Origin of the sequence: [Empedobacter] haloabium (genome assembly GCA_008011715.2) — a bacterium.
In the GTDB taxonomy this organism is placed as follows: Bacteria; Pseudomonadota; Gammaproteobacteria; order Burkholderiales; family Burkholderiaceae_D; genus Rugamonas; species Rugamonas haloabia.
Genome location: CP136508.1, coordinates 470,964 through 493,819, shown reverse-complemented (window position 1 = coordinate 493,819; position 22,856 = coordinate 470,964). Strand labels below are relative to the sequence as shown.

Genomic DNA, 22,856 nt, shown 5'->3' with positions numbered 1-22,856 from the left:
ATCAGCCTCCCCGCTTGCGCAGGCCGCAGCGCCCCGCCAATGCGCATGCCGGGCAATAGCCGAACAAGCCGGACAACATGGCACCCAGCCCGGCCGCCACCAAACCCAGCCCGGCGGTCGTCTCTCCCTGATACCAGGCCACAACCGCGCCCGCGACCAGCATGATGCCGCCAATGGCGCGCACGGCGCTTTCCTTGCCCGTCAGATTCCTCATATTCACTCCTTTGCTGTGCAGCGTACGGCCCGATTGCCGAGCTTGCAAGACTAGGAGGGCCGGTTGATCAAAAAGGATTCGCGCCGGCGAAAAAATATTTGCGCCCGCTGGTCGATTGGCGCGATCCTGGTTCGTCGTCAGGGAAATCCACCAAGGAGGCCCAATGAACAAGCAGATCATCTTCAACCTGGCAGTCAAGGACCTGGACAAATCGCGCGCGTTCTTTTCAGCGCTCGGGTTTACTTTCAACCGGCAATGGAGCAGCGACAGCACCGCGTTCATGAACATCGTGGACGGCACCATCCACGCCATGCTGATGACCGAGGATTTCTTCCGCTCCCTGATCGACAAGCCGCTGGCCCAGGCGAAGGAAGCCAACGAAGTCATCATTTGCCTGAGCTGCGAAAGCCGGGAGGAACTGGACAGCCTGATCGCCAAGGCCGTCGCGGCCGGTGGGCGCACGCCGCATCCGCCCGAGGATCACGGCTTCATGTATGACCAGGGCTTCGAGGACCTGGACGGTCATCTGTGGAACCTGGTGTGGACGGCGCCGCAGCGGTAAGCTGCCGCCAGGCGTGCAGTTTGTCGTCGAACGACATCGCCGCATGCGCCGGTGACGACGACGGCAACACCACCGTCCGGTAGCCCTGCGCGGCAAACTGGGGGGCGAACTTGCCGGCGGCCTGGCCATTGAAGCCGACGGTGTGCAGTCGTGGGCACAGCTGACGCAGCCGGGCGAAGTCGTTCGCGGCCGGCTTGCGGATGGCGGAATCCAGGCTGCCCTGCCGCTCGCAGCCGCCCAGCACGTCCCACAGGCCGATGCCATGTGCAAGCAGGCGCGGCAGGCGTTCCCCGTAAGGCAGCGCCGCCAGGTCCTCGCCCACCAGCGCCGAGATCAGCCGCCACGCCAGGTTGCGCGGGTGCGCATAGTACTGCTGTGCTGCAAGGGAAGCAGCACCGGGAAAGCTGCCGAGGATCAGGATGCGGGTGTTGGAGTCGACGACAGGAGCGAGGCCAGCAAGGAGGGTCATGCCGGCCATTGTAGCGGCAATCCTTCGGTGTAGAATCGATCGAAAGTGCACAGACACAGGAGACCGCCGCCATGAACCACGACCGCACCATCGATACGCTGCTGGCCCAGTACAGCGACAGCCACCGCAACCCCACCAACGAGCTGATCCACTTCGCCTGCGTGCCGCTGATCGTGTTTTCCCTGTTGGGCATCCTGTGGTGGATCCACCCGGTGGTGGCACTGGTGGCCGTCGTGGCCAGCCTGGTGTACTACTGGAAGCTGTCGCGCCCGTTCGCGGCGGGCATGCTGCTGATGGCGCTGGCAATGCTGGGGGTATTGGCCGCGTTGCCACCGATCACCGTGCTGCCGCTGTGTATCGCGATTTTCGTGCTGGCCTGGATCGGCCAGTTCATCGGCCACATGATCGAAGGCAAGAAGCCCTCGTTTTTCGACGACCTGCGCTTCCTGCTGATCGGGCCGCTGTTCGTGCTGGGTTTCCTGTACCGCCGCTTCAACCTGGCCTACTGAGCGCCCACAACGGTGGTGCCAGCCCCTCGGCGCACACCATCAGGGTAAGCAGCAGCACGGCCACATAGCCGAGCAGGGAAGCCAGCTGGAATTGCCAGGTTCGGGTCACGGTAGCACCTTGGGAAGTCGTTGGTCGTTCAATACTACTTTCCTTTTCGGCAAAATATGGACGGACGCGGTGTCGCTTGCGCGACGTCAACCGGCTGTGTGGCCCGACAACACCGAAGTATCCATAGAGGAATTATCGGGAAGCCCGTATACTGGTTCGATGCCTTCCTCGCTTCTGTTCCTTATCGCCAGCCTGATCTGGGGTTCCACCTTCTGGGCCATCACCTTGCAGCTGGGCGACGTGCCCCCTGCCGTGTCCGTGGTCTACCGTTTCGCGCTGTCGTCGGCCGTGCTGTTCGCCTGGTGCAAGCTGCGCGGCGACAAGCTGGCGCTGTCCTGGCGCGCCCAGCGCTGGACGATGCTGCAAGGCTGCGCCACCTTCGGCGTCAGCTATATCTGCACTTACTCCTCCGAGCAATACCTCGTGTCCGCCCTGGTGGCCGTGCTGTTCGCCCTGATGGTGTTCTGGAATCCGCTGATCAGCCGGCTCGTGCTGGGCACGCCCCTTTCCTGGCGCACGTGGGCCGCGGGCAGCGTCGCGGTCTCCGGCGTCGTCCTGCTGTTCTACCAGTCGATCGGCCTGGCCGTGCGCGACATCCTTGCCGGCGGCCAGGGCCATTTCCTGCTCGGCCTGATCCTCGCGCTGGCGGCCACGCTGGCCAGCGCCTTCGGCAACGTCATCGTCGTCAAGGTGCGCGAGCAGGCACCCAATGTGCTGCTGACGATGGCCTGGGGCATGTTGTGGGGCACCTTGCTGGTGGCCCTGTGGGTCGCGGCATCGGGCGAGCGCTTCGTTGCGCCGTCCAGCACCCGCTACTGGGCAGGGTTGTTGTACCTGGCGGTGTTCGGCTCCGTCATCGCCTTCGCCTGCTTCTTCACGCTGATCGACCGCATCGGGCCGCAGAAGGCCACCTATATCGGCGTCGTCACGCCGGTGATTTCCGTGCTGCTGTCGATCCGCCTGGAACATTTCCGCCCCGGCATCCTGGAATGGGCCGGCATGGCGCTGTGCCTGGGCAGCGTGGCCTGGGCCTTGCGTACGCCCACGCCCGCCAGGCCGGCCGCGCTCATCGAACCTGAACCCCTGAAGAAAGCCTCATGACCATCACCATCCGCCCCGCCCGCCCGGAAGACGTCTCCTCCATCTTTGCCATGATCCGCGAACTGGCCGTATTCGAGAAGCTCGAGCACATGGTCGTCGCCAACGAAGCGATGCTGCACGACGCGCTGTTCGGCGTGCGACCGCCCTGCGAGGCCATCGTGGGCGAGGAAGCGGGCGGCGAGGTCGTCACGTTCGCGCTGTTCTTCCATAACTTTTCCACGTTCCTGTGCAAAAAGGGCCTGTACCTGGAAGACCTGTACGTCAAGCAGAACCGGCGCGGCAAGGGCTATGGCAAGCAGATGCTGGTCGCGCTGGCGGCGCTGGCCGTCGAGCGCCAGTGCGGCCGCTTCGAATGGTCGGTACTGGACTGGAACGCCAACGCCATCAGCTTCTACGAGAAGATGGGCGCGGCCGTGCTGCCGGACTGGCGCATCTGCCGCGTCACCGGCGACGCGCTGACGCATCTCGCGCGCGGCGCCTGAAAAAAATCCCACGCCCCGGCGGACCGGGCGTGGGAGACAAATCCCATTGTCATGTGGGCGGGGAGATGAATCGACGGGTTCAATATAATCGCCGCCTTTCCGCCTGCCAGCCGGCTTTACAAATGCTTACCACCCGCGCAGGTTTGCTTACACCTGTACGGCTGTGCCTAGACATTTTGTCCGGGTGCGCCGTCGGCGCGGCAGGACTATACTCGCGCCATGCGCAAACTCGTCCGACAACAAGTGCTGTGCCTATGGCTTGCCCTCATCGGCATGCTGTTCGGCGCGCTGGCACCGACGGTTGCGCTGGCCATGACCAGTGCCCACAGCGGCGCGGACGTCATGCAGGTCTGCACGATGGAAGGCATGAAGACCGTCGTCGCCGATGCCGGCGACGAGGCGCCCGCCGTCAAGCACTGCCCCTACTGCGTGCTGCATGCCCACGTGGCACTGCCACCCTGCGTCAGCGGCTTCCTGTGCGCGCTGCCGGCGGACGGCGCCGTGCGCCCGGCCCTGTTCTACCACTCCCCCACACCGCTGCACCCCTGGACCGCCGCCAGTCCGCGCGCGCCGCCTCGTTGAGCTGATCGAACCCCGTTTGTCTGCCGCGCCTCGCGCATGCCAGTGCGACGGCAGGCCTTTGCTCAGCCCATCGAAAAGAGTCAGCATATGAACCACCTCCGCTTTTGCTTCGCCACGGCCATCGCCGTGGCAGGCCCCGTCATCGCCGCGCCCGACGTCGATGTCGATCTCCCTACCGTCATCATCACCGGCGTCGCCGAACACCCCGAACGCACGGCCGACAGCGACACCAGCACGCTGCTGTCGAACATGCCCGGCTACAGCGTGGCGCAGGGCGGCGGCGTGTCCGGCCTGCCCGTCGTGAACGGCCTGGGCGACGACCGCCTCAAGATCCGCGTGGACGGCATGGAACTGACGTCCGCCTGCGCCAACCACATGAACCCGCCGCTGTCGTACATCGATCCAGGCCAGGTCGGCCAGATCGACCTGGTCGCCGGCGTGACGCCCGTCAGCGCGGGCGGCGACAGCATCGGCGGCACGATCACCGTGCAGTCGGCCGCGCCGTTCTTCGCCCGCGCCGGCGAAGGCTGGCGCACCCGCGTCAAGCTGGGCGCCAGCGCAAAAAGCGTCAACGACGGCGTCAACGCCAGCGTGTCGGCCAGCGCGGCCGACGACACGACGAGCATCGGCTACACCGCCGCCTACGCGCGCGCTCACAGCTACGAGGACGGCGACGGTCAGCGCGTGCTCGGCAGCATGTTCGAGAGCATCAACCAGTCCGCCACGCTGGCGCTGCGCGGCGCCGCCGGCCAGCTGACCTTACGCGCCGGCGTGCAGCACATTCCCTACCAGGGCTTCCCCAACCAGTACATGGACATGACGGACAACACGGCCCGCTACGCCAACCTGGCCTACGCCGGCAGGTTCGGCTGGGGCGACTTCGACGCCAGCGCCTACTGGCAGAAGACGGAGCACGAGATGGGCTTCTTCACGCCCGAACGCACCGGCACGATGCCGATGACGACGCGCGGCATCAATGCCGGCTACGCCGTCAAGGCATCGGTCCCGCTGCAGGCGGGCACGCTGCGGGTCGGCAACGAGTTCCACCGCTTCCGCCTGGACGACTTCTGGCCCGCCGTGCCGGGCTCGATGATGATGGGACCGAACACCTACGTCAACGTCAACGACGGCATGCGCGACCGCGCCGTCGTGTTCGGCGAAGTGGAGACGCGGCACGATGCCCACTGGCTGTCGCTGCTGGGTGCGCGCTGGGAATGGGTGCGGACGGACGCCGGCGCCGTGCAGCCCTACGGCACCGGCATGATGAACGCGGCCGATGCCGCGGCGGCGCGCGCGTTCAATGCGCGCGACCGGCGCCGCGACGACGGCAACCTGGATCTGACCGCGCTGGCACGCTTCACGCCCGACGAGGGCGCGACGTACGAGTTCGCGCTGGCACGCAAGACCCGCTCGCCCAACCTGTATGAACGCTACTCGTGGGGCCGCGGCACGATGGCGATGACGATGACGAACTGGTTCGGCGACGGTAATGGCTACGTGGGCGATATCGACCTGAAACGCGAGGCCGCCACCACGCTGGCCTTCACGGCCGACTGGCACGGCGGCGGCGCCAAGGGCTGGTTCGTGCGCTTCAACCCCTACTTCAGCCGTGTGAACGACTATATCGACGTGGACGTGCTGGGCACATTCAACCCGTACATGAAGATGGGCGCCAAGGGCACGCTGCTGCGCTTCGCCAACCATGACGCGAAGCTGTACGGCGTCAACCTGGCGTGGAGCGTGCCGGTCGTGCGGGAAGGCATGTACGGCAGCGTCAAGTTCAGCGGCAACGCCGCCTGGACACGCGGTACACGCCGCGACGGCGGCGACTTGTATCGCATCATGCCGCTCAATGCCCTGCTGGTGCTGGAGCATGAGCTGGGCCGCTGGAGCAGCCAGCTCGACGTGCGTGCGGTGGACCGCAAGGATCGTGTCGATGTGCGCCGGCTCGAGCCTGTCACGGCCGGCTACGCGCTGGTGGGATTGCGTACGGCGTTCCAGGCGCGCAAGCACTTGAAGCTGACGGCCGGCGTCAGCAACCTGCTCGACAAGGCGTATGCCGATCCGCTGGGTGGCGTGTACCTGTCCGGGCTGAAGGCGCAGGGCGGTGCGTTGCGGCCGTTGCCGGGTTATGGGCGCTCGTTCGAGCTGGGAATGAACGTGGAATTTTGAGTCGCCGGCGGCTCGAGAGGAACCCGTGGTGACAGGCACCTGTTTGCGGGTCGCCGACCCGCAAACAGGTGCCTGTCACCGGGGGTTCGTTTGCGCCGTCGATACGCCCAGCCTCAGGCCCGGCCAGTGCGCACGACAAAGCGCCGCTCCAGCAGCTCGAACAGCGCCTGCGTGACAAGCGCCAGCGCGGCGGCCGGCAGGGCGCCCGCCAGCATCATGGCGTTGTCGTTCAGCGCCAGCCCCGTCGTGATGCGCTCGCCGTAGCCGCCGGCGCCGATGAACGCGGCGATCGTGGCTGTGCCCACGCTCATCACGGCCGCCGTCTTGACACCCGCCAGGATCACCGGCAGCGCCAGCGGCAGCTCCACGTGCCACAGCCGCTGCCAGCGGTTCAGGCCCAGCGCCAGCGCGGCCTGCTGCAAGCCGCGCGGCACGCCGGCCAGGCCGGTGCAGGTGTTGCGCACGATGGGCAGCAGCGCGTAGACGAACAGCGCCACCAGCGCCGGCACGATGCCGATGCGGCCCAGCAGCGGAATCAGCATGGCGAGCAGCGCCAGCGACGGTATCGTCTGCAGCATCCCGGTCACGCCGAGCACGCCCTGGCGCAGGCGCGCGCGGTAGGCCGCCACGATCCCCAGCGGCACGCCGACCAGGCAGGCCAGCAGCACGGACAGCGCCACCAGCAGCACGTGCTGGCCGGTCAGGCGGCCCAGGTCGGGGGCGAACAGCACATCGGACAGATGGCGTTCGGTTGCCGGGCCGGCGTCCTTCGCGGGCATCGGCTGGGCAGAACTCTTTGCCAGCCAGTCGCGCGCGATGGCGGAAAACGGTTGTCCCTGCAGTTCGGCGGCGCCGTTCATCGCGATCATGTCGGTGGCGCTGATCTTGCCTTCCAGCTGTTGCAGCGCGGCCCAGGCGGCCGGAAAGCGCTTGGCCGCGTCGAGCCGGTACAGCAGCACCGCGTCGTAGCGCGGGAAATAGCCCTGGTCGTCTTCCAGCACCTTCAGGCCGTAGCGGCCGATTTTCGCATCGGTCGAATAGATGTCGATGACATCCACCTGGCGCTGCGCCAGCGCTTCATAGGCGATGCCGTGATCGAGGCCGCGCGGCTGCTGCGGCAGGTGGTAGCGCTGGCGCAGCCCAGGCCAGCCGTCCGCGCGGCCGATGAATTCGTGCGACAGCCCGAACTGCAGGTTCGCTTGCGCGGCCAGGTCGGACAAGCTGCGCACACCCGGCGTGTCGCCGCGCACCGCCAGCGCATAGGTGTTGTTGAAACCCAGCGGCACCGCCACGCCCAGCCCCAGCGGCGCCAGCTCGCGCTGGATCTGCTCCAATGAAGCCGGCTTGTCGTGCTTGAGGATCTCCTGGTCGATCGTGCCGATATATTCCGGATAGACGTCGATGCTGCCGTTCTGCAGCGCCGCCAGCACGATGGCCGTGTTGCCCAGCCCTTGCTTGTGCTCCGTACGCGCGTGCGGCGCGGCCGTCTGTGCGACGATTTCGGCCAGGATGTACGACTCCGTAAACCGCTTGGAACCGACGTGCAGCACAGTGTCCCCCGGCACCGCCAGCGCCGGCAGCGCCGCCAGCAGGCCTACCAGCACCAGCGCGCGCACTAGGCGTTCGCCCAGATGTGCGATGCGCGCCAGACGCCGTCATGGACCACGGCCGCGCAGGGGTTGAAGCCGATCGCGTAGCTGAGGTCGGCCGGCCGGGCGATGCGCCACAGCGCGAAGTCGGCGCGCTTGCCCACTTCCAGCGTGCCGATCTCCGCCTGCAAGCCGAGCGCACGCGCGCCGTGCACCGTGCAACCGGCCAGCGCCTCGTACGGCGTCAGGCGCCACAAGGTGCACGCCATGTTCATCGCCAGCAGCAAGGAGGTCATCGGCGACGTGCCGGGGTTGTTATCGGTAGCGACCGCCATCGGCACGCCGGCGGCGCGCAGCGCCGCGACCGGAGGCGGCGTGGTATCGCGCAGGAAGTAGTACGCGCCCGGCAGCAGCACGGCGACCGTGCCGCTGGCCGCCATCGCGGCGATCCCGTCCTCGCTCAGGTGCTCCAGGTGATCGGCCGACAGGCCGTCGAAGCGCGCCACCAGCTGCGCGCCCTGCTGGTCCGACAGCTGTTCCGCGTGCAGCTTGACGGGCAGGCCGTGCGCCCGCGCCGCTTCGAACACGCGCTCGGTCTGCGCATTGGTAAAACCGATGCGCTCGCAGAAGGCATCGACGGCATCGACAAGTTCTTCCTCCACCAGCGCCGGCAGCATCGCGCGCACGGCCTCCACGTAGGCATCCGCATTGCCGGCAAATTCTGGCGGCAGCGCATGGGCACCCAGGAACGTCGTCACGACGCGCACCGGCAGCTCGCGGCCGATGCGGCGCGCCACGCGCAGCATCTTCGCTTCGGACGCCACATCCAGCCCGTAGCCGGACTTGATTTCCAGCGTGGTGACGCCTTCGGCCAAGAGGCTGGCGATGCGCGGCAAGCTCGCTGCAAGCAGCTCTTCCTCGCTGGCGGCCCGGGTGGCGCGCACGGTGGACATGATGCCCCCGCCGGCGCGGGCAATGTCCTCGTACGTGGCGCCGTTCAGGCGCGCCTCGAATTCGTCGCTGCGGTTGCCTGCGTGGACGATATGCGTGTGGCAGTCGACCAGCCCCGGCGTCAGCCAGCAGCCGGCGCCGTCGCGCAGTTCGCGGGCACCGCCGTGGGCCGCCGCTTCCGCCGCGGCGCCCAGCCAGGCAATGCGGCCGTCGCGCACGGCGATGGCGCCGTCGCGCAGTTCACCGTAGCCACCGGCCGTCATCCGGGCCAGGTGGACGTTCGTGATCAACAGGTCCCATTGCTGCATGCGCTAGTCGTCCTCCTCGTTGGGCATGATGTCGACGATGAAGACGGTGGCGCTGGGCGCTTCCAGGGTCCACGTCTCCTCGCGGTCCAGTACCACCGCATCATAGCGCACCAGCACCATCCGTTCGCGGCTGCTGTAGACCGTCAGGCTCTCGCCCTCGGCCAGGAACAGCACCGTCAGCGCGCTGCGCCGCTCCAGCACGGAGAAGTCGCGCACCACGCGCCGCTCCAGCTGGTGCGAGCAGCGCTCGCGCCGCGTCATCACGTTGAAATCGGTGGTGGGGTCGCCGTCCACGGTCGCGCTGACGGGCACCTCGCCCGGGAAGGCAACGACCGGCTCGCGCTCGGACAGCGCCACCTTGCGCTCGTTCCCCACATCCAGCACGACGTTGCCGCCGTCCACCAGGGTCAAGGTGCGGTCGATACCGGGGAAGACGGAAAACGGCCCGCTCTGGGCGATCGTCGCCAGGCTGATGCGCCAGTCGAAATCGTCCAGGGTGGCGCCCGGGGGCGACGCCATGATTTCCGTCGTACAGCCCCCGCCATTCTTCCAGGGCGTGGGGTTCAGGCTTGCATACTGTATCAGCGTCGTCATGATCGCAACTCACGCAGTTCGGCCAGCGTCTGTCGGAAGCGCGCGGCGATGGCCGGTTGCGCCACGTGCTCCTGGCTGCGCACCACCCAGCGGCCGCCTGCCAACACATCTCGTACCAGATTGTCGTTGCCGCTGAAGATGAAACCGTTCAGCACATCCGGTGCCGCCAGCCCGTACAGGTTGGGATGGCTGTCGTCCAGCACCAGCACGTCGGCCGACAGGCCCGCTGCCAGTGCGCCCACGGGGCGGCCGGCCGCTTGCGCGCCGCCCGCCAGCGCGGCCTGCCACAGGTGGCTGCCCACGCGCCGTTCGCCCGGTGCAACGGCGATATTGCGCTGCTGCCGCACCAGCCGCTGGCCGTATTCCAGCCAGCGCAATTCCTCCACCGGGCTTTGCGACACGTGACTGTCGCTGCCCACGCCGAACCTGCCGCCCTGCGCCAAATACGGCGCCAGCGGGAACAAGCCGTCGCCCAGGTTCGCCTCCGTGGTCGGGCACAGGCCCGCCACCGCGCCGCTGTGGGCCAGCAGTGCCACCTCCGCTTCGTCCAGGTGCGTGGCATGGACCAGGCACCAGCGCGCGTCAATTGGCAGATTATCAAACAAATACTGCACCGGGCGGCGCCCGCTATGGTCCTGGCACTGCCGCACCTCGCCCATCTGCTCGGCAATATGCACGTGTACCGGGCGTTCCGCCGGCAATCCGGCCAGCACCGCCTCGATCTGCCCGATCGACGCGGCGCGCAGCGAATGGGGCGCTACGCCCACTTCGACCGCCGCGCCGCGCAGCGGTTCCAGCGCCGCGACGATTTCCAGCACCTCGTCCGCACCGGTGCGGAAGCGGGCCTGCTCGGGTTTCAACGGCTGTTCGCCGAAACCGGCATAACTGTAGAGCACCGGCAGCATCGTGATGCCAATGCCGGCCAGCCGCGCGCCGTCGATCACCCGCCGCGCTGTCTCGGCGATATCAGGGTATAACGCGCCATCGGGCTGGCGGTGCACATAATGAAACTCGCAAACCGACGTGTAGCCATGGCGCAGGCATTCCGAGAACAGCTGGGCGGCGATCGCCTCCATCTGCGCCGGCGTGATCTGGCGGGCGAAGCGGTACATCAGCTCGCGCCAGGTCCAGAAGCTGTCCGGCGTGTCGCCGGCGACTTCCGTCATGCCGGACAGCGCGCGCTGGAAGCTGTGCGAGTGCAGGTTGACCATGCCCGGCAGGACCAGCCGCGCCACCTCGACGCCGGCCGGCGCCGCCGTGTCCGGCGTCACCTCGGTCAGCCGGCCGGCCGCGTCCCAGCGCAGCAGCACGTCGTTGCGCCAGCCCTCCGGCAGCAGCGCGTGGCGGCAGAACAGCGCGCTCACGGGCGCGCCCAATCGGCCGCGGCCTGCAGCAGCCGGCGCAGCACCGGCTGCACCTGCAGCGCCAGATCGGGCCGGTAATCGAACGGGAACGCCTCATCCATATAGGTGGACTGGCACATCTCCAGCTGCACCGCGTGGATGCCGCGCTCCGGCTGGCCGTAGTGACGGGTGATGTGGCCGCCCTTGAAGCGGCCGTTGACGGCCACCGTGAACTTGCCGTCGGCCCGGGCCAGCGCCGCGATGCGCGCCGTCAGGCCCGCATCGGCGCTGGCGCCGTCCGCCGTGCCGAAGTTCAGGTCCGGCAGCTTGCCCTCGAAGAAGCGCGGCACGACGGAGGCGATGGAATGCGCCTCCCACAGCACCACGCGGCCGTGCAGCGCCAGCAGCCGGTCCAGCTCCGCGCGCAGGCGCTCGTGGTAGGGCTGCCAGTACAGCGCCAGGCGGCGCCGCACCTCGGCGTCGTCCGGCGCCTTGCCGGGCTGGTACAGCTGCTCACGGCCGAAGGTGTCGACCGGGCACAGGCCGGTCGTGTCCTGGCCCGGATACAGGTTGGTGTTTTCCGGCGGGCGGTTCAGGTCGATCACGTAGCGCGACCAGCGCGCCGCCAGGGTGGAGGCGCCCATCTCGTCGAGGAAGCCGTACAACTGCTCCAGGTGCCAGTCGGTATCGGCTTTCACTTGCGCGCACGGCGCCAGCGTGGCGGCGATATCGTCCGGGATATCGGTGCCCACGTGCGGCATCGAGACGAGCAGCGGGATGCTGCCCTCCTTGAAACGGTAGTCCATGGGCTCCCCTCCTCCTTACGGATGCAGCGGCGTGAACAGGCTGCGGCAGGTGGCCGACAACTCGCCCTTCAGCACCATCTGCTTGGCCGCCTCGATATCGGGCGCGAAGTAACGGTCGGCGTCGAAGAACGGCACCTTCTGGCGCAGCTGCGAGTGCACGTGCTCCAGGTGCGGCGACGTTTTCAACGGCCGGTGGAAATCGATGCCCTGCGCCGCGGCCAGCAGTTCGATGCCGATGATGGCCGCCGTATTGTGCGCCATGTCGTCCAGCCGGCGCGCCGCGAAGGTGGCCATGCTGACGTGGTCTTCCTGGTTGGCGGACGTCGGGATCGTGTCGACGCTGGCCGGATGCGCCAGCGACTTGTTTTCCGACGCCAGCGCGGCCGCCGTCACGTGGGCGATCATGAAGCCCGAGTTGACGCCCGGTTCGCGCACCAGGAACGGCGGCAGGCCGGACAGGGTGGCGTCGATCAGCAGTGCGATGCGGCGCTCGGCGATGCTGCCGATTTCGGCGATGGCCAGCGCCAGCGTATCGGCCGCGAAGGCCACCGGCTCGGCATGGAAGTTGCCGCCCGAGACGATGGATACCTCGTCGCCGTCGCGGAACAGCAGCGGATTGTCGGTCACCGCATTGGCCTCGATCAGCAGGGTGCGGGTGGCGTTGGCGATCAGGTCCATGCAGGCGCCCATTACCTGCGGCTGGCAGCGCAGGCAGTATGGGTCCTGCACGCGCTCGTCGCCTTCCAGGTGCGAGGCGCGGATCGCGCTGCCCGTCACCAGCTGGCGGTAGATCGCGGCCGCCGCGATCTGGCCCGGCTGGCCGCGTACTTCGTGCACGCGCGCGTCGAATGGCGAATCGCTGCCCTTGGCCGCGTCCAGCGACAGCGAACCCGTCACCATGCCCGCCTCCAGCAGGCGCTCGGCCATGAACAGGCCGTGCAGCGCCAGCGCGGCCGACGCCTGGGTGCCATTGATCAGCGCCAGGCCTTCCTTGGCCGCCAGCACGACCGGCGCGATGCCGGCCGACTTCAGCGCGTCCGCCGCCTGCATCAGCTCACCCTTGACGCGCACTTCGCCCACGCCCAGGATCGCCAGCGTCATGTGCGACAGCGGCGCCAGGTCGCCCGAGGCGCCCACCGAACCCTTGACCGGGATGGCCGGCATGATGCCCGCGTTGTACAGCGCGATCAGCGTGTCGATGACAACAGCGCGGATGCCGGAGTAGCCGCGCGCCAGGCTGCCGATCTTCATCAGCATCAGCAGGCGCACCACGTGGTCGGGCATCAGCTCGCCCGTGCCGACCGAGTGCGACAGGATCAGGTTGCGCTGCAGCTGCTCCAGCTTGTCGTCCGGAATGCGGGTCTTCGCCAGCAGGCCGAAACCGGTGTTGATGCCGTAGGCCGCGTCGCCCTTCGCCACGATGGCCTGCACCGCCTGGGCCGACGCCTCGATGATGGGGTAGGCTTCCGCCGCCAGCGCGATACGGCCGTGCGCGGTCCAGGCGGCGCGCAGCTCGGCCAGGGTCAGCTTGCCGGGTTTCAGGGTCAGCGTATGGTTGGTTTGCTTCATGTCTTCACTCATTTGATCATTGGCAGGTTCAGGCCGTTGCGCTTGGCGCAGGCGATGGCGCTCTCGTAGCCCGCGTCGGCATGGCGCATGACGCCCGAGCCGCTGTCGTTGACGAGCACGCGCGCCAGGCGCGCGGCCGCCGCGTCGGTACCGTCGGCCACGATGACGACGCCGGAGTGCTGAGAATACCCCATGCCGACACCGCCGCCATGGTGCAGCGATACCCAGGTGGCGCCGCCGGCGGTGTTCAGCAGCGCGTTCAGCAGCGGCCAGTCGGACACGGCGTCGGTGCCGTCCTTCATGCTTTCCGTCTCGCGGTTCGGGCTGGCCACGGAACCGGTGTCCAGGTGGTCGCGGCCGATGACGATCGGCGCCTTCAGCTCGCCATTCTTCACCATCTCGTTGAACGCCAGGCCGGCGATGTGGCGCTCGCCCAGGCCCAGCCAGCAGATGCGCGCCGGCAGGCCCTGGAAGGCGATGCGTTCGCGCGCCATGTCCAGCCAGCGGTGCACGTTGGCGTGGTGCGGGAACAGCTCCTTGATCTTCGCATCGGTTTTATAGATGTCTTCCGGATCGCCGGACAGCGCGACCCAGCGGAACGGTCCACGGCCTTCGCAGAACTGCGGCCGGATGTAAGCGGGTACGAAGCCGGGGAAGTCGAACGCGTTCTCGACGCCTTCGTCGAACGCCACCTGGCGGATATTGTTGCCGTAGTCGACCACCTTGGCGCCCAGCTGCTGGAACTCCAGCATGGCCTGCACGTGCACGGCGCACGACTTCGCGGCGGCCGCCTTCAGTTCGGCATGGCGGGCCGGGTCGTGCTGCGCCTTCTTCCAGTCCGCCACGCTCCAGCCTTGCGGCAGGTAGCCGTTGATCAGGTCGTGCGCCGAGGTCTGGTCGGTGACGAGGTCCGGCACCAGGCCGCCCGCCTTCGCCTTGGCGACCAGCTGCGGCAGGATGTCGGCCGCGTTGCCCAAGAGGCCGATGGAGATCGCCTCGCGCGCGTCCTTGTGCTGGCGCACCAGGGCCAGCGCCTCGTCGATGCTGGCGGCCTGCTTGTCCAGGTAGCGGGTGCGCAGGCGGAAGTCGATGCTGCTTTGCTGGCACTCGATCGTCAGCGACACGGCGCCGGCCATCGTCGCCGCCAGCGGCTGCGCCCCACCCATGCCGCCCAGGCCCGCCGTCAGCACCCAGCGCCCGGCCAGGTCGCCGCCGAAATGCTGGCGGCCCGCCTCGGCGAACGTCTCGTAGGTGCCCTGCACGATGCCCTGGGTGCCGATGTAGATCCAGCTGCCCGCCGTCATCTGGCCGTACATGAACAGGCCCTGGCGGTCCAGCTCATTGAAGTGCTCCCAGTTGGCCCACTTCGGCACCAGGTTGGAGTTCGCCAGCAGCACGCGCGGCGCGTCCGCATGGGTGCGGAACACGCCGACCGGCTTGCCGGACTGGATCAGGAGCGTCTCGTCCTCGCCCAGCTCCTTCAGCGATGCCAGGATCTGGTCGAAGCACGCCCAGTTGCGGGCCGCACGGCCGATGCCGCCGTAGACGACCAGGTGCTGCGGGTTTTCCGCCACTTCCTTGTCCAGGTTGTTCTGGATCATGCGGTAGGCGGCTTCCGCGCCCCAGGTCTTGCAGACCCGTTCGGGGCCGCGTGGCGCGCGGATGTCGCGGGTGGCGTCGAAGCGTGGGTCGGCGTTGTCGTTCGTGTGCGGCTGGCTCATGGCGTCTCCTCGATGGTCACGTGATTATCGAACTGACACAGGATAGGTTGTCTATACAACTAAAGTCAAGCGCCTTGTGCGCGGATGAAGTCGATGAAAGCACGCAGCGGCGCCGGTACCAGCCGCCGGCCCGGGTAGTACAGGAACGGGCCGGAAAAACTCAGCCACCACGGCTCCAGCACGGGTCCCTGGCGCGAGGCCGCCATTGGCACGTTCAGGCGCAAGGTCCCGCTCGGCCGGTCGCGATAGCCGTTGACGAGGAGGCGATAGCGGCGCTCGAAGCGATGGGATCGGCGTAAAAACCGGTGCTGCTAGCGCTTCTGGAACACCCGCTTTCCACCCACCCACGTCTCCAGCACGCCGATCTTGCCGATCTCGCTGGCCGGAATCGCGAACAGGTCGCGGTCCGTGACGATGAAGTCGGCCCACTTGCCCGCTTCCAGCGAGCCGATGACCTTTTCCTGGCGCGCCGCCCAGGCCGCGTCCAGCGTGAAGCAGCGCAGCGCCTCGGTCAGTGTCATGGCCTGCTCCTTGTGCCAGCCGCCGCTCGGCACGCCGCGCATGTCCTGGCGCGTCACGGCCGCGTGGATCCCTTCGAACGGGTTGGGCGACTCGATCGGGAAGTCGGAGCCGCAGGCGATGCGCGAGCCCTGCTTCAGGAAGGTGCGCCAGGCATAGGCGCCCTCGATGCGCTTGGGGCCGACACGCTGCTCGGCCATGTTCTGGTCCGACGTCGCATGGGTCGGCTGCATCGACGGGATGATGCCCAGCCGCTTGAAGCGGGGGATGTCGGCCAACGCGACCACCTGGGCGTGCTCGATGCGGTGGCGCTGGACGTTCGGGTACTTCTTCAGCAGCGCCGCGTAATTGCCCAGGATCTGGCGGTTGCCGGCGTCGCCGATCGCGTGCACGTTGACCTGGTAGCCAGCCTTGATGGCCTTTTCCATCTTCGCGCGCATTTCGCCATCTTTATAGAACAGCAGGCCGTGGGTGTGCGGCGCATCGCTGTAGGGCTTGATCAGCGCGGCGCCACGGCTGCCCAGCGCGCCGTCCGCGTACAACTTCACCGATGCCAGCGCGTACAGGTCGTTGGCATAGCTGGTCAACGGGCCGCTGGCGGACAGGCGGTCGAAATCGGCCGCCGTGTCGCCGATCATCGCGTAGACGCGCGTGGTCAGCTTGCCCTGGTCGGCGTAGGCGCGGTACAGCTTGTCCTCGGCCACGCCGATGCCGGCGTCGTGCACGCTGGTCAGGCCATTCTTGCCCAGCAGCGCCAGCGCGCCATCGAGCGCCGCGCGTTCCTCCGCCTCCGTGGCCGCCGGCACCACCTTCGTTACCAGCGCCATCGCGCCATCGACCAGGATGCCGGTGGCGTTGCCCTGCGCGTCGCGCTCGATCTTGCCGCCGGCCGGATCGGGCGTGTCCTTCGTGATGCCGGCCAGCGCCAGCGCGCGGCTGTTGACCCATACGGCATGGCCGTCCACGCGGTGCATCAGCGCCGGGCGGTCCGCCACCGCCGCATCCAGTTCGGCCGCCGTGGGGAAGCGGCCCAGCTTCCAGATCTCCTGGTTCCAGCCGTTGCCCACCACCCAGGCGCGCTGCGGGTTGGCGCGCGCGTAATCGGCCACCTTGCGCACGGCGCCCTCCAGCGACGTGGTGCCGTACAGCTCCGCCGCCGTGGCTACCTGGCCCAGGCCGAACACGTGGCCGTGCGCGTCGATCAGGCCAGGCAGCATGGTGCGGCCCTGCAGGTCGATGTGCCGGTAGCCCGGCGCCTTGGCCGCCACGTCCGCGCTGCTGCCGACGGCGACGATGCGGCCGGCGGCATCGAACGCCAGCGCCTGGAAGCGCGCCAGCTTTCCGCTCGCATCGAGCGTGTAGCCGTTGGCATTGTCGATCAGGGTCTGTGCGGAAGCGTTGCAGGCCAGCGCGAGGGCGGCGGCCAGGAGGGACGGGCGGCGCATCGGAAATCCTTGTGTGGAATCGAAACGGCCAGTGTAACGAAAACATCATGGCCGGGCCAGACGTCGCGGCATGTCGTGCAAATGTCCCGACTTTGTCGCCGTCGCTTGCATCCTGCATGCCCTCGCCTACCCTCAAGGTGAAGACCGCCTTCAAAGGAGACCATCATGTCCTGGACTTCCCCTGCCGACAGCCAGATCCTGGCCATTCATGCCGCCCTCGTGCCGACCGATAACGGCGAAGGCGAAATCATCTATTTCGGTGGCGACCAGCACAATCCCGCCTTCATCAACAGCCCGCGCAACGTCGATGCGGCGCGGCGCATGAACTGCGTGACGCGGGCGATCACCTATGTGCGCTCGCCCGCGCATGACCTGTTCTGCTGCGGCCACGCGCAGCTGCCGGACGGGCGCCTGCTGATCGGTGGCGGCACGGCCTACTTCCCGCAGAACATCCCGCCCGGCGCCGATCCGCACGGCCACGGTGGCCTGGGTCACTTCCCGGGCCATCGCAGCGCCAGCATCTACAACCCGCATGGCGGGTTCATGACGGACGTGGCAGCGATGCGGCCCAACCGCGACCAGCCGGGCGACGAAGGCGGCGGGCGCTGGTATCCCACGCTGGTGACGCTGGCCAGCGGCGACGTGCTGATCGTGGCCGGCCACCCGGCGGAAGACGACACCCGCCACAACAACAACACGCCCGAGCGCTACCGGCCCATCTTCAACAGCTGGAAAATCGTGGGGGCGCTGGGCGCCGCCAACGCCGGCGGCCCGGACCTGTACCCGCGCCTGCACGTGCTGCGCAGCGGCGAAGTGTTCTGCACCTCGCGCATTGGCGGCATCGAGCACTGCTTCGCCTACAACGCCTACACGGGCGGCCAGCGCGACGTGTGCAACCTGCCGCTGGGCGACTACCATGGCTTCTCCTTTCCGTCCGTGTTGCTGCCGCTGCTGCCCGGCGACGGCTACCGCCCGCGCTTCCTGCTGTGCGGCGCGCCCGATCCGCAGCGCATCGCCCTTGACCGCCCCGATGGCGCGCGGCCCACATGGGGCCCTGCGGGCGGACGCACGATCGCTGCCGGCCTGCGCCTGCGCCGCAACTGCCTCGCCGTGCTGCTGCCGACGGGGCAGGTCGCCGTTGTCGGTGGCGTCAACGGCGACGACCCCGGCCCGGACGACACGTCGCACGGCGTGCGCCTGCCCGAACTGTACGACCCACAGATCGACTGGGGCGGCGGTGGCGGTTCGTACGTGCAGGCCGGCGGGCAGGACGCGCAAGGCACCTGGAGCACGCCGAACGACCCGGCCGCCGTCACCCGCAACTACCATTCGACGGCCCTGCTGATGCCAGATGGCACCGTGTGGACGGCCGGCTCCAGCATCAACGCCCGGCCGGGCGACCCGGCCACGACCGGGCGCCTGAACTACGAGATCTGGCAGCCGCCCTACCCGGGCGGCCCGCGCCCCGAGCTGCAGGAAGCGCCCGGCTTTGTGGCATGGGGCCAGCAATTCACGATCCGCTGCACGGCGCCCAACACAATCCGCCACGTGGCGCTGATGCGCTGCGGCTCCTGCACGCACGCCTTCGACGGCGACCAGCGCCACGTCAGCCTGCGTTTCGACGGCGTCGGCGAGGGCCGCATCCAGTGCGAGGCACCTCCCAACGGCGCCGTGGCGCCACCGGGCGCGTACATGCTGTTCGTGATCGACGAGGCGGGCCGGCCATGCCAGCGCGCCCGCTTCGTGCGCGTCGGCGGCGGCGGCTACCTGGTACTGAACCGCTCGCAGTTCGCGCGCGAGGAGGTGTCCACGCTGAGCCCGCGCATCGTTGGCGATGCCCTGTTGCTGGTGCTGGACGGCTATCTGCCGGCCGACCTGGCGCTGCCCGGCGGGCCGGCGCTGACGTTCCACTTCGCCGACGGCGGCGGCAGCGTGCCCGGCATGCGTGCCACGCTGCTCGACATCCGCTCCGAGACCGGCAGCTTCACCCCCGGGGTGGCGCAGCGCTTCGTGCTCGAATACGGCGTCGCCTTCGACAACCTCGACGCGTTCAACACCCTCGGCGCGGACAACCGGCGCGACGTCTTCGTCGACGTCGTGCTGCCGACCGCGCTGCAGCTGCGCGGCCAGCTGACGCTGTTCCGCGACGCCAAGCCATACATGAAGGACGGCGACGAGCCTTGGCTGTCGATCGACGTGCGCGTGGTGCAGCGCCCCATCGGCGTGCCGCTGGCGGGCATCCCGCATTCGGACGCCAATGCCGGGCCCGGCTTCGTGGCCGAAGTCCTCAATCGAATGAACAGCGCCCCGCGCGACGACAACCATCCGTTCGCCCGGCTCTTGACCGACCAGGACGCGTCACGGCTGGAGCTGTCGTCGCACGTGGCCGGCGTGCGGGTGTTCAATTACGCCTTCGCGCGGGTACGCTACCGCGCCCCGGTGGGCCGCAACGCCAACGACGTGCGCCTGTTCTTCCGCACGCTGACAACGGTGGGCACCAGCTTCGAATACAACGACACCACGCTGTACCGCCGTGCCGGCAACGGCCCGGCCGCGGTGCCCCAGTTCGGCATGATCGGCGCGCGCACGGCCTCGATCCCGTACTTCGCCAGCCCCCGTGGCGGCGACCGGCTGGCGGCGACCGACCCGCCCAACGTGCAGACCCTGAACGGCCAGGATGCCGCCGAGGTGACGCGCTTCTTCGGCGCCTGGCTGGACTTTAACCAGCGCGACGACCTGCGCGCGCTGATCCGCGGCGAGCACCAGTGCCTGATCGCCGAGCTGCACTTCCCGGCTCACTCGTCGATCCCGCGCGGCGCGGCGCCGGCGGAACACGACTCGCTGTCGCAGCGCAATCTCGCGATCGTCGAATCGGACAATCCCGGCGGCGTGGCCGGCCACGTGGTGCAGCACACCTTCGAGCTGGCGCCGTTCAACCTCGATGCGCCACCCGCGCCGCAGCCCGTCCCGGCGGTGGTGACTGCCGCCCTCGACAAGCTGGCGCTCGCCGACGTGATCGTCACGCCACCGGTGGAGGACCCGATGGGACCGGGCCAACCTTCACGCCAAGGCAAGCTGACGACGGAGCTGATGATCCGCTGGGGCTCGCTGCCGCGCGACGCGATCGCGACGATCTACCTGCCGGACGTGGATTTCGAATCGCTGCTGGAAGCGCAGGTGCACCGGCCCGGCTACGAGCTGCTGGAACTGGTGGACGCGCATACGGTGCGCTGCCGCATCGGCGAGGTAACGTTCCTGCCGGTGCCGCCGGCACTGACGCGCAGCCTGCCCGGCCTGGTCAGCATCCAGCTGCCGCCGACCGTGAAAGTGGGCCAGCGCTTCCGCGTCACGGCGCACCAGGTCAGCGGCGGGCCGCTGCTGCGCAAGGTGACGGGCAGCTTCGAATTCGAGATTCCCGTCTCGACGGGGCCGCTGCTGCTGGCACGCGAGATGCGCAAGCTGGCGGTGCTGCGCTGGGTCCAGCAGGGGCTGGGTGCGGATGCGGCGTGGCGCCTCGTGTTCGACCGCTATCTCGGCCAGATCGCCGACCGCGTGCGCGCCTTCGGTGGCGACCCGGACAAGATCGAGCCGTCGCCCGCCGGCGGTCCGGACGACCAGCCGGACCAGCCACCGGGAGGCGGCGGCAAGCCGTGCCCGGACCAAGACCCATGGGACGATGGCGGCGACAGCCACGATCCGCACGCCGAGCGTGTACGGGGCCGCATTGTCGCCGTCCACTACGACTGCCACGGCCGCTTCACCGGCTTCGACCTCGACACCTGCCCCGGCCTGCGCCACTTGGCGGCACGCGGCAAGGTGCTGGAAGTGGCGGTGGTGCGCGCCGCCGCCGACGGCGTCAAGGTCACCGTGGCGGTTTGCAAGCCGGAGCGGGCTTGCGGGTTGACGGTGCATTACTGAGCACAGGGGACGTGCATCGATCACTCAGGCGAAGAACTGGGGTCAGACCCGGCGGGTCTGACCCCGGCCCTCCGCAGGAATGCACTGCTCACTGCGCATCATGAAAAATGACGCCCAAGGTATGCCGCCACCCGCTGCGCACGCGCGACACGCCATGCTTCATATTGACGCGGTAAATGCCCCGGGTCCCATTCACTGGCCGGTGGTGCACCGGAAAGATCACGCAATCCCCCAACCCCAGCGGCACCACCTCCACCCGCGACTGCATGCGCGGGCGCTGCTCGGTCAGCACGAACTCGCCGCCGCTGAAGTCCGCCCCGGGCCGCGACAGCAGGAACGCCGCCTGCAATGGAAACACGTGCTCGCCATATAGATCCTGGTGCAGGCAGTTGTAGTCGCCGGCCTGGTATTGCAGCAGCAGTGGCGTCGGGCGCGCCTGGCCCGCGTCGTGGCAGCGCGCCAGGAACTCGGCGTGCCGCGCCGGAAAGCGTACCGGCAGGTCCAGCGCCGCCTGCCAGCGGTTGGCGATCGCCGCCAGCGGCCCGTACATCGTCTCGCGCAGCGTGGCGACCAGGTCCGGCAGCGGATAGGCGAAATACTGGTACTCGCCCTGGCCGAAGCCATGCCGCGCCATCACGACGCGGCTGCGAAACAAAGCCTCCCGCGGGTAAAGCCCCGCCAACGCCGCGCACTCGGCGGCCGACAGCACGCCCGGCACGCGGGCGCAGCCGGCCGTGTTCAGCGCCTCCTCGATCGCCGGCCAGTCGAATGTCACGACGCCGCCTCCCGCTCGAGCAGCGCCTGCTTGCGCTCGACGCCCCAGCGGTAGCCGGACAGCGAACCGTCCGTGCGCACCACCCGATGGCAGGGAATGGCGACGGCGATCGCGTTGGCCGCGCAGGCGCTGGCGACGGCGCGCACGCTGTTCGGCGCGCCGATCAGCCGCGCCAGCTCCGTGTAGCTGACGCGCCGGCCGGCCGGGATGGTGCGCAGCACCTGCCACACGCGCTGCTGGAAGGCCGTGCCGCGCACATCCAGCGGCAGGTCCAGGCCCAGGCCGGGCGCCTCGACAAAGCCGATCACGCGCGCCACGGTTTCCTCGTACGCCGGCTCGGCGCCGAGCAGTTCCGCCTTCGGGAAGCGGTCCTGCAGGTCGCGCGCCAGCGCGTCCGGGTCGTCGCCCATCAGGATGGCGCAGATGCCCACGTCCGTGCTGGCCACCAGGATCGCGCCCAGCGAGCACTGGGCGATGGCGAAGCGGATCGTGGCGCCCTGCCCGCCGGCGCGAAACGCGGTCGGCGTCATGCCCAGCGCGCCGGGCGACGCCGCATAGAACCGGCCGCTGGAGTTGAAGCCGGCCGCGTAGATCGCATCGGTGACGGACGGCTGCTGCGCCAGGTTCTGCTGCATCCGGCGCTGGCGCTGCGCCGCCGCATAGGCTTTTGGCGTGATGCCGGTGTGCGCCTTGAAGATGCGGTGCAGGTGAAACTGGCTGACGCCAGCCGCCTCGGCCAGGCTGGCCAGGTCGGGCGCCGTGTCGGCGGCTTCGATCAGGCGGCACATGCGCTCGACCAGCGCGGCGTGCCGTTCCGCCAGCGGCGGCTGGTCCGGCTTGCAGCGGCGGCACGGCCGGAAACCGGCCTGCTCCGCCGCCTCGGTCGAGGCGTGGAAGCTGACGTTGGCGCGCAGCGCCGGACGCGCGCCGCAGGAGGGTCGGCAGTACACGCCGGTGGTGCGCACGGCATACCAGAACTGGCCGTCGGCACCGCGGTCGCGCCGCTGCACGGCGGCCCAGCGCGCCTCGTCGTTACTATAGGTGGTCATCGTGATTCCCTCGTTGCGGTTCGATGCCCTCATATTATGACCCGCACCGGGGCGCGGCACTCCGGGCCT

Annotated in this window: 19 protein-coding genes and 1 pseudogene; 7 read left to right on the top strand and 13 right to left on the bottom strand. The window is 68.6% G+C overall.

From position 1 onward, the window contains the following. Position 1: 1 nt before the first annotated feature. The gene (locus tag E7V67_002165) at positions 2–214 is read right to left on the bottom strand and encodes a DUF2892 domain-containing protein (protein ID WUR13932.1); all 213 of its coding nucleotides are present in this window, start codon (positions 212–214) and stop codon (positions 2–4) included. Between the two features lie 163 nt (positions 215–377). Between E7V67_002165 and E7V67_002160 the strand changes: the two genes are divergently transcribed. Continuing rightward, positions 378–776 (top strand): VOC family protein, encoded by a 399-nt coding sequence (locus E7V67_002160; protein ID WUR13931.1) that lies wholly within the window; start codon positions 378–380, stop codon positions 774–776. On the opposite strand, the gene E7V67_002155 is transcribed toward E7V67_002160, so the two are convergent. Next, a complete protein-coding gene (locus tag E7V67_002155; GenBank protein ID WUR13930.1) occupies positions 703–1,245 on the bottom strand; it encodes a DNA-deoxyinosine glycosylase in 543 nt (180 codons plus the stop codon). The genes E7V67_002160 and E7V67_002155 overlap by 74 nt on opposite strands. A 71-nt stretch (positions 1,246–1,316) precedes the next feature. Here E7V67_002155 and E7V67_002150 point away from each other — a divergent pair, with 71 nt between their 5' ends. From E7V67_002150 to E7V67_002130, 5 genes are all read left to right on the top strand, one after another. Continuing rightward, entirely contained in the window at positions 1,317–1,754 is a 438-nt protein-coding gene (locus tag E7V67_002150; protein ID WUR13929.1) for an Mpo1-like protein, read from the top strand. Positions 1,755–2,022: 268 nt separating this feature from the next. Then, the gene (locus tag E7V67_002145) at positions 2,023–2,964 is read left to right on the top strand and encodes an EamA family transporter (protein ID WUR13928.1); all 942 of its coding nucleotides are present in this window, start codon (positions 2,023–2,025) and stop codon (positions 2,962–2,964) included. Continuing rightward, positions 2,961–3,446, top strand: coding sequence for a GNAT family N-acetyltransferase (locus E7V67_002140; GenBank protein ID WUR13927.1), 486 nt, complete (start codon positions 2,961–2,963; stop codon positions 3,444–3,446). Before E7V67_002145 ends, E7V67_002140 begins: the two co-directional genes overlap by 4 nt. A gap of 219 nt (positions 3,447–3,665) precedes the next feature. Next, positions 3,666–4,028: a DUF2946 domain-containing protein gene (locus E7V67_002135; GenBank protein ID WUR13926.1), complete on the top strand. Its 363-nt coding sequence runs from the start codon at positions 3,666–3,668 to the stop codon at positions 4,026–4,028. Between the two features lie 87 nt (positions 4,029–4,115). Next, positions 4,116–6,200 carry a TonB-dependent receptor gene (locus E7V67_002130; protein WUR13925.1) on the top strand — a complete coding sequence of 695 codons (2,085 nt, stop codon included), beginning with the start codon at positions 4,116–4,118 and terminating at the stop codon, positions 6,198–6,200. Positions 6,201–6,313: 113 nt separating this feature from the next. Here E7V67_002130 and E7V67_002125 read toward each other — a convergent pair whose 3' ends face one another. From E7V67_002125 to E7V67_002085, 9 genes and pseudogenes are all read right to left on the bottom strand, one after another. Continuing rightward, positions 6,314–7,807 (bottom strand): glycine betaine ABC transporter substrate-binding protein, encoded by a 1,494-nt coding sequence (locus tag E7V67_002125; protein WUR16212.1) that lies wholly within the window; start codon positions 7,805–7,807, stop codon positions 6,314–6,316. A gap of 8 nt (positions 7,808–7,815) precedes the next feature. Next, entirely contained in the window at positions 7,816–9,048 is a 1,233-nt protein-coding gene (hutI, locus tag E7V67_002120; protein ID WUR13924.1) for an imidazolonepropionase, read from the bottom strand. Positions 9,049–9,051: 3 nt separating this feature from the next. Beyond that, the gene (locus E7V67_002115) at positions 9,052–9,642 is read right to left on the bottom strand and encodes a HutD family protein (protein WUR13923.1); all 591 of its coding nucleotides are present in this window, start codon (positions 9,640–9,642) and stop codon (positions 9,052–9,054) included. After that, positions 9,639–11,006, bottom strand: a complete 1,368-nt coding sequence (locus E7V67_002110; GenBank protein WUR13922.1) for a formimidoylglutamate deiminase — start codon at positions 11,004–11,006, stop codon at positions 9,639–9,641. Before E7V67_002110 ends, E7V67_002115 begins: the two co-directional genes overlap by 4 nt. After that, positions 11,003–11,791, bottom strand: coding sequence for an N-formylglutamate deformylase (gene hutG, locus E7V67_002105; protein ID WUR13921.1), 789 nt, complete (start codon positions 11,789–11,791; stop codon positions 11,003–11,005). Before hutG ends, E7V67_002110 begins: the two co-directional genes overlap by 4 nt. A 15-nt stretch (positions 11,792–11,806) precedes the next feature. Next, positions 11,807–13,360: a histidine ammonia-lyase gene (gene hutH / locus E7V67_002100; GenBank protein ID WUR13920.1), complete on the bottom strand. Its 1,554-nt coding sequence runs from the start codon at positions 13,358–13,360 to the stop codon at positions 11,807–11,809. Between the two features lie 8 nt (positions 13,361–13,368). Then, entirely contained in the window at positions 13,369–15,081 is a 1,713-nt protein-coding gene (gene hutU / locus E7V67_002095; protein WUR13919.1) for a urocanate hydratase, read from the bottom strand. A gap of 65 nt (positions 15,082–15,146) precedes the next feature. After that, a pseudogene (locus E7V67_002090) lies at positions 15,147–15,266 on the bottom strand (LysR family transcriptional regulator). Positions 15,267–15,392: 126 nt separating this feature from the next. After that, positions 15,393–17,045, bottom strand: coding sequence for an amidohydrolase (locus tag E7V67_002085; protein WUR13918.1), 1,653 nt, complete (start codon positions 17,043–17,045; stop codon positions 15,393–15,395). Between the two features lie 165 nt (positions 17,046–17,210). Here E7V67_002085 and E7V67_002080 point away from each other — a divergent pair, with 165 nt between their 5' ends. Continuing rightward, positions 17,211–20,963, top strand: coding sequence for a galactose oxidase early set domain-containing protein (locus E7V67_002080; protein WUR13917.1), 3,753 nt, complete (start codon positions 17,211–17,213; stop codon positions 20,961–20,963). A gap of 88 nt (positions 20,964–21,051) precedes the next feature. Here E7V67_002080 and E7V67_002075 read toward each other — a convergent pair whose 3' ends face one another. Both E7V67_002075 and ada read right to left on the bottom strand, forming a co-directional pair. Continuing rightward, on the bottom strand, positions 21,052–21,786 hold the full coding sequence (locus E7V67_002075; protein ID WUR16211.1) for a 2OG-Fe(II) oxygenase: 735 nt from the start codon (positions 21,784–21,786) through the stop codon (positions 21,052–21,054). Further along, a complete protein-coding gene (ada, locus tag E7V67_002070; protein ID WUR13916.1) occupies positions 21,735–22,787 on the bottom strand; it encodes a bifunctional DNA-binding transcriptional regulator/O6-methylguanine-DNA methyltransferase Ada in 1,053 nt (350 codons plus the stop codon). The genes E7V67_002075 and ada overlap by 52 nt, the downstream gene beginning before the upstream one ends. Positions 22,788–22,856 lie beyond the last annotated feature (69 nt).

Excerpts from the sequence above, each read along its gene's own strand:
- E7V67_002165 (WUR13932.1), bottom strand. The coding sequence starts at position 214 with ATGAGGAATCTGACGGGCAAGGAAAGCGCCGTGCGCGCCATTGGCGGC.
- E7V67_002160 (WUR13931.1), top strand. The coding sequence starts at position 378 with ATGAACAAGCAGATCATCTTCAACCTGGCAGTCAAGGACCTGGACAAA.
- E7V67_002155 (WUR13930.1), bottom strand. The coding sequence starts at position 1,245 with ATGACCCTCCTTGCTGGCCTCGCTCCTGTCGTCGACTCCAACACCCGC.
- E7V67_002150 (WUR13929.1), top strand. The coding sequence starts at position 1,317 with ATGAACCACGACCGCACCATCGATACGCTGCTGGCCCAGTACAGCGAC.
- E7V67_002145 (WUR13928.1), top strand. The coding sequence starts at position 2,023 with ATGCCTTCCTCGCTTCTGTTCCTTATCGCCAGCCTGATCTGGGGTTCC.
- E7V67_002140 (WUR13927.1), top strand. The coding sequence starts at position 2,961 with ATGACCATCACCATCCGCCCCGCCCGCCCGGAAGACGTCTCCTCCATC.
- E7V67_002135 (WUR13926.1), top strand. The coding sequence starts at position 3,666 with ATGCGCAAACTCGTCCGACAACAAGTGCTGTGCCTATGGCTTGCCCTC.
- E7V67_002130 (WUR13925.1), top strand. The coding sequence starts at position 4,116 with ATGAACCACCTCCGCTTTTGCTTCGCCACGGCCATCGCCGTGGCAGGC.
- hutI (WUR13924.1), bottom strand. The coding sequence starts at position 9,048 with ATGCAGCAATGGGACCTGTTGATCACGAACGTCCACCTGGCCCGGATG.
- E7V67_002115 (WUR13923.1), bottom strand. The coding sequence starts at position 9,642 with ATGACGACGCTGATACAGTATGCAAGCCTGAACCCCACGCCCTGGAAG.
- hutG (WUR13921.1), bottom strand. The coding sequence starts at position 11,791 with ATGGACTACCGTTTCAAGGAGGGCAGCATCCCGCTGCTCGTCTCGATG.
- hutH (WUR13920.1), bottom strand. The coding sequence starts at position 13,360 with ATGAAGCAAACCAACCATACGCTGACCCTGAAACCCGGCAAGCTGACC.
- hutU (WUR13919.1), bottom strand. The coding sequence starts at position 15,081 with ATGAGCCAGCCGCACACGAACGACAACGCCGACCCACGCTTCGACGCC.
- E7V67_002085 (WUR13918.1), bottom strand. The coding sequence starts at position 17,045 with ATGCGCCGCCCGTCCCTCCTGGCCGCCGCCCTCGCGCTGGCCTGCAAC.
- E7V67_002080 (WUR13917.1), top strand. The coding sequence starts at position 17,211 with ATGTCCTGGACTTCCCCTGCCGACAGCCAGATCCTGGCCATTCATGCC.
- ada (WUR13916.1), bottom strand. The coding sequence starts at position 22,787 with ATGACCACCTATAGTAACGACGAGGCGCGCTGGGCCGCCGTGCAGCGG.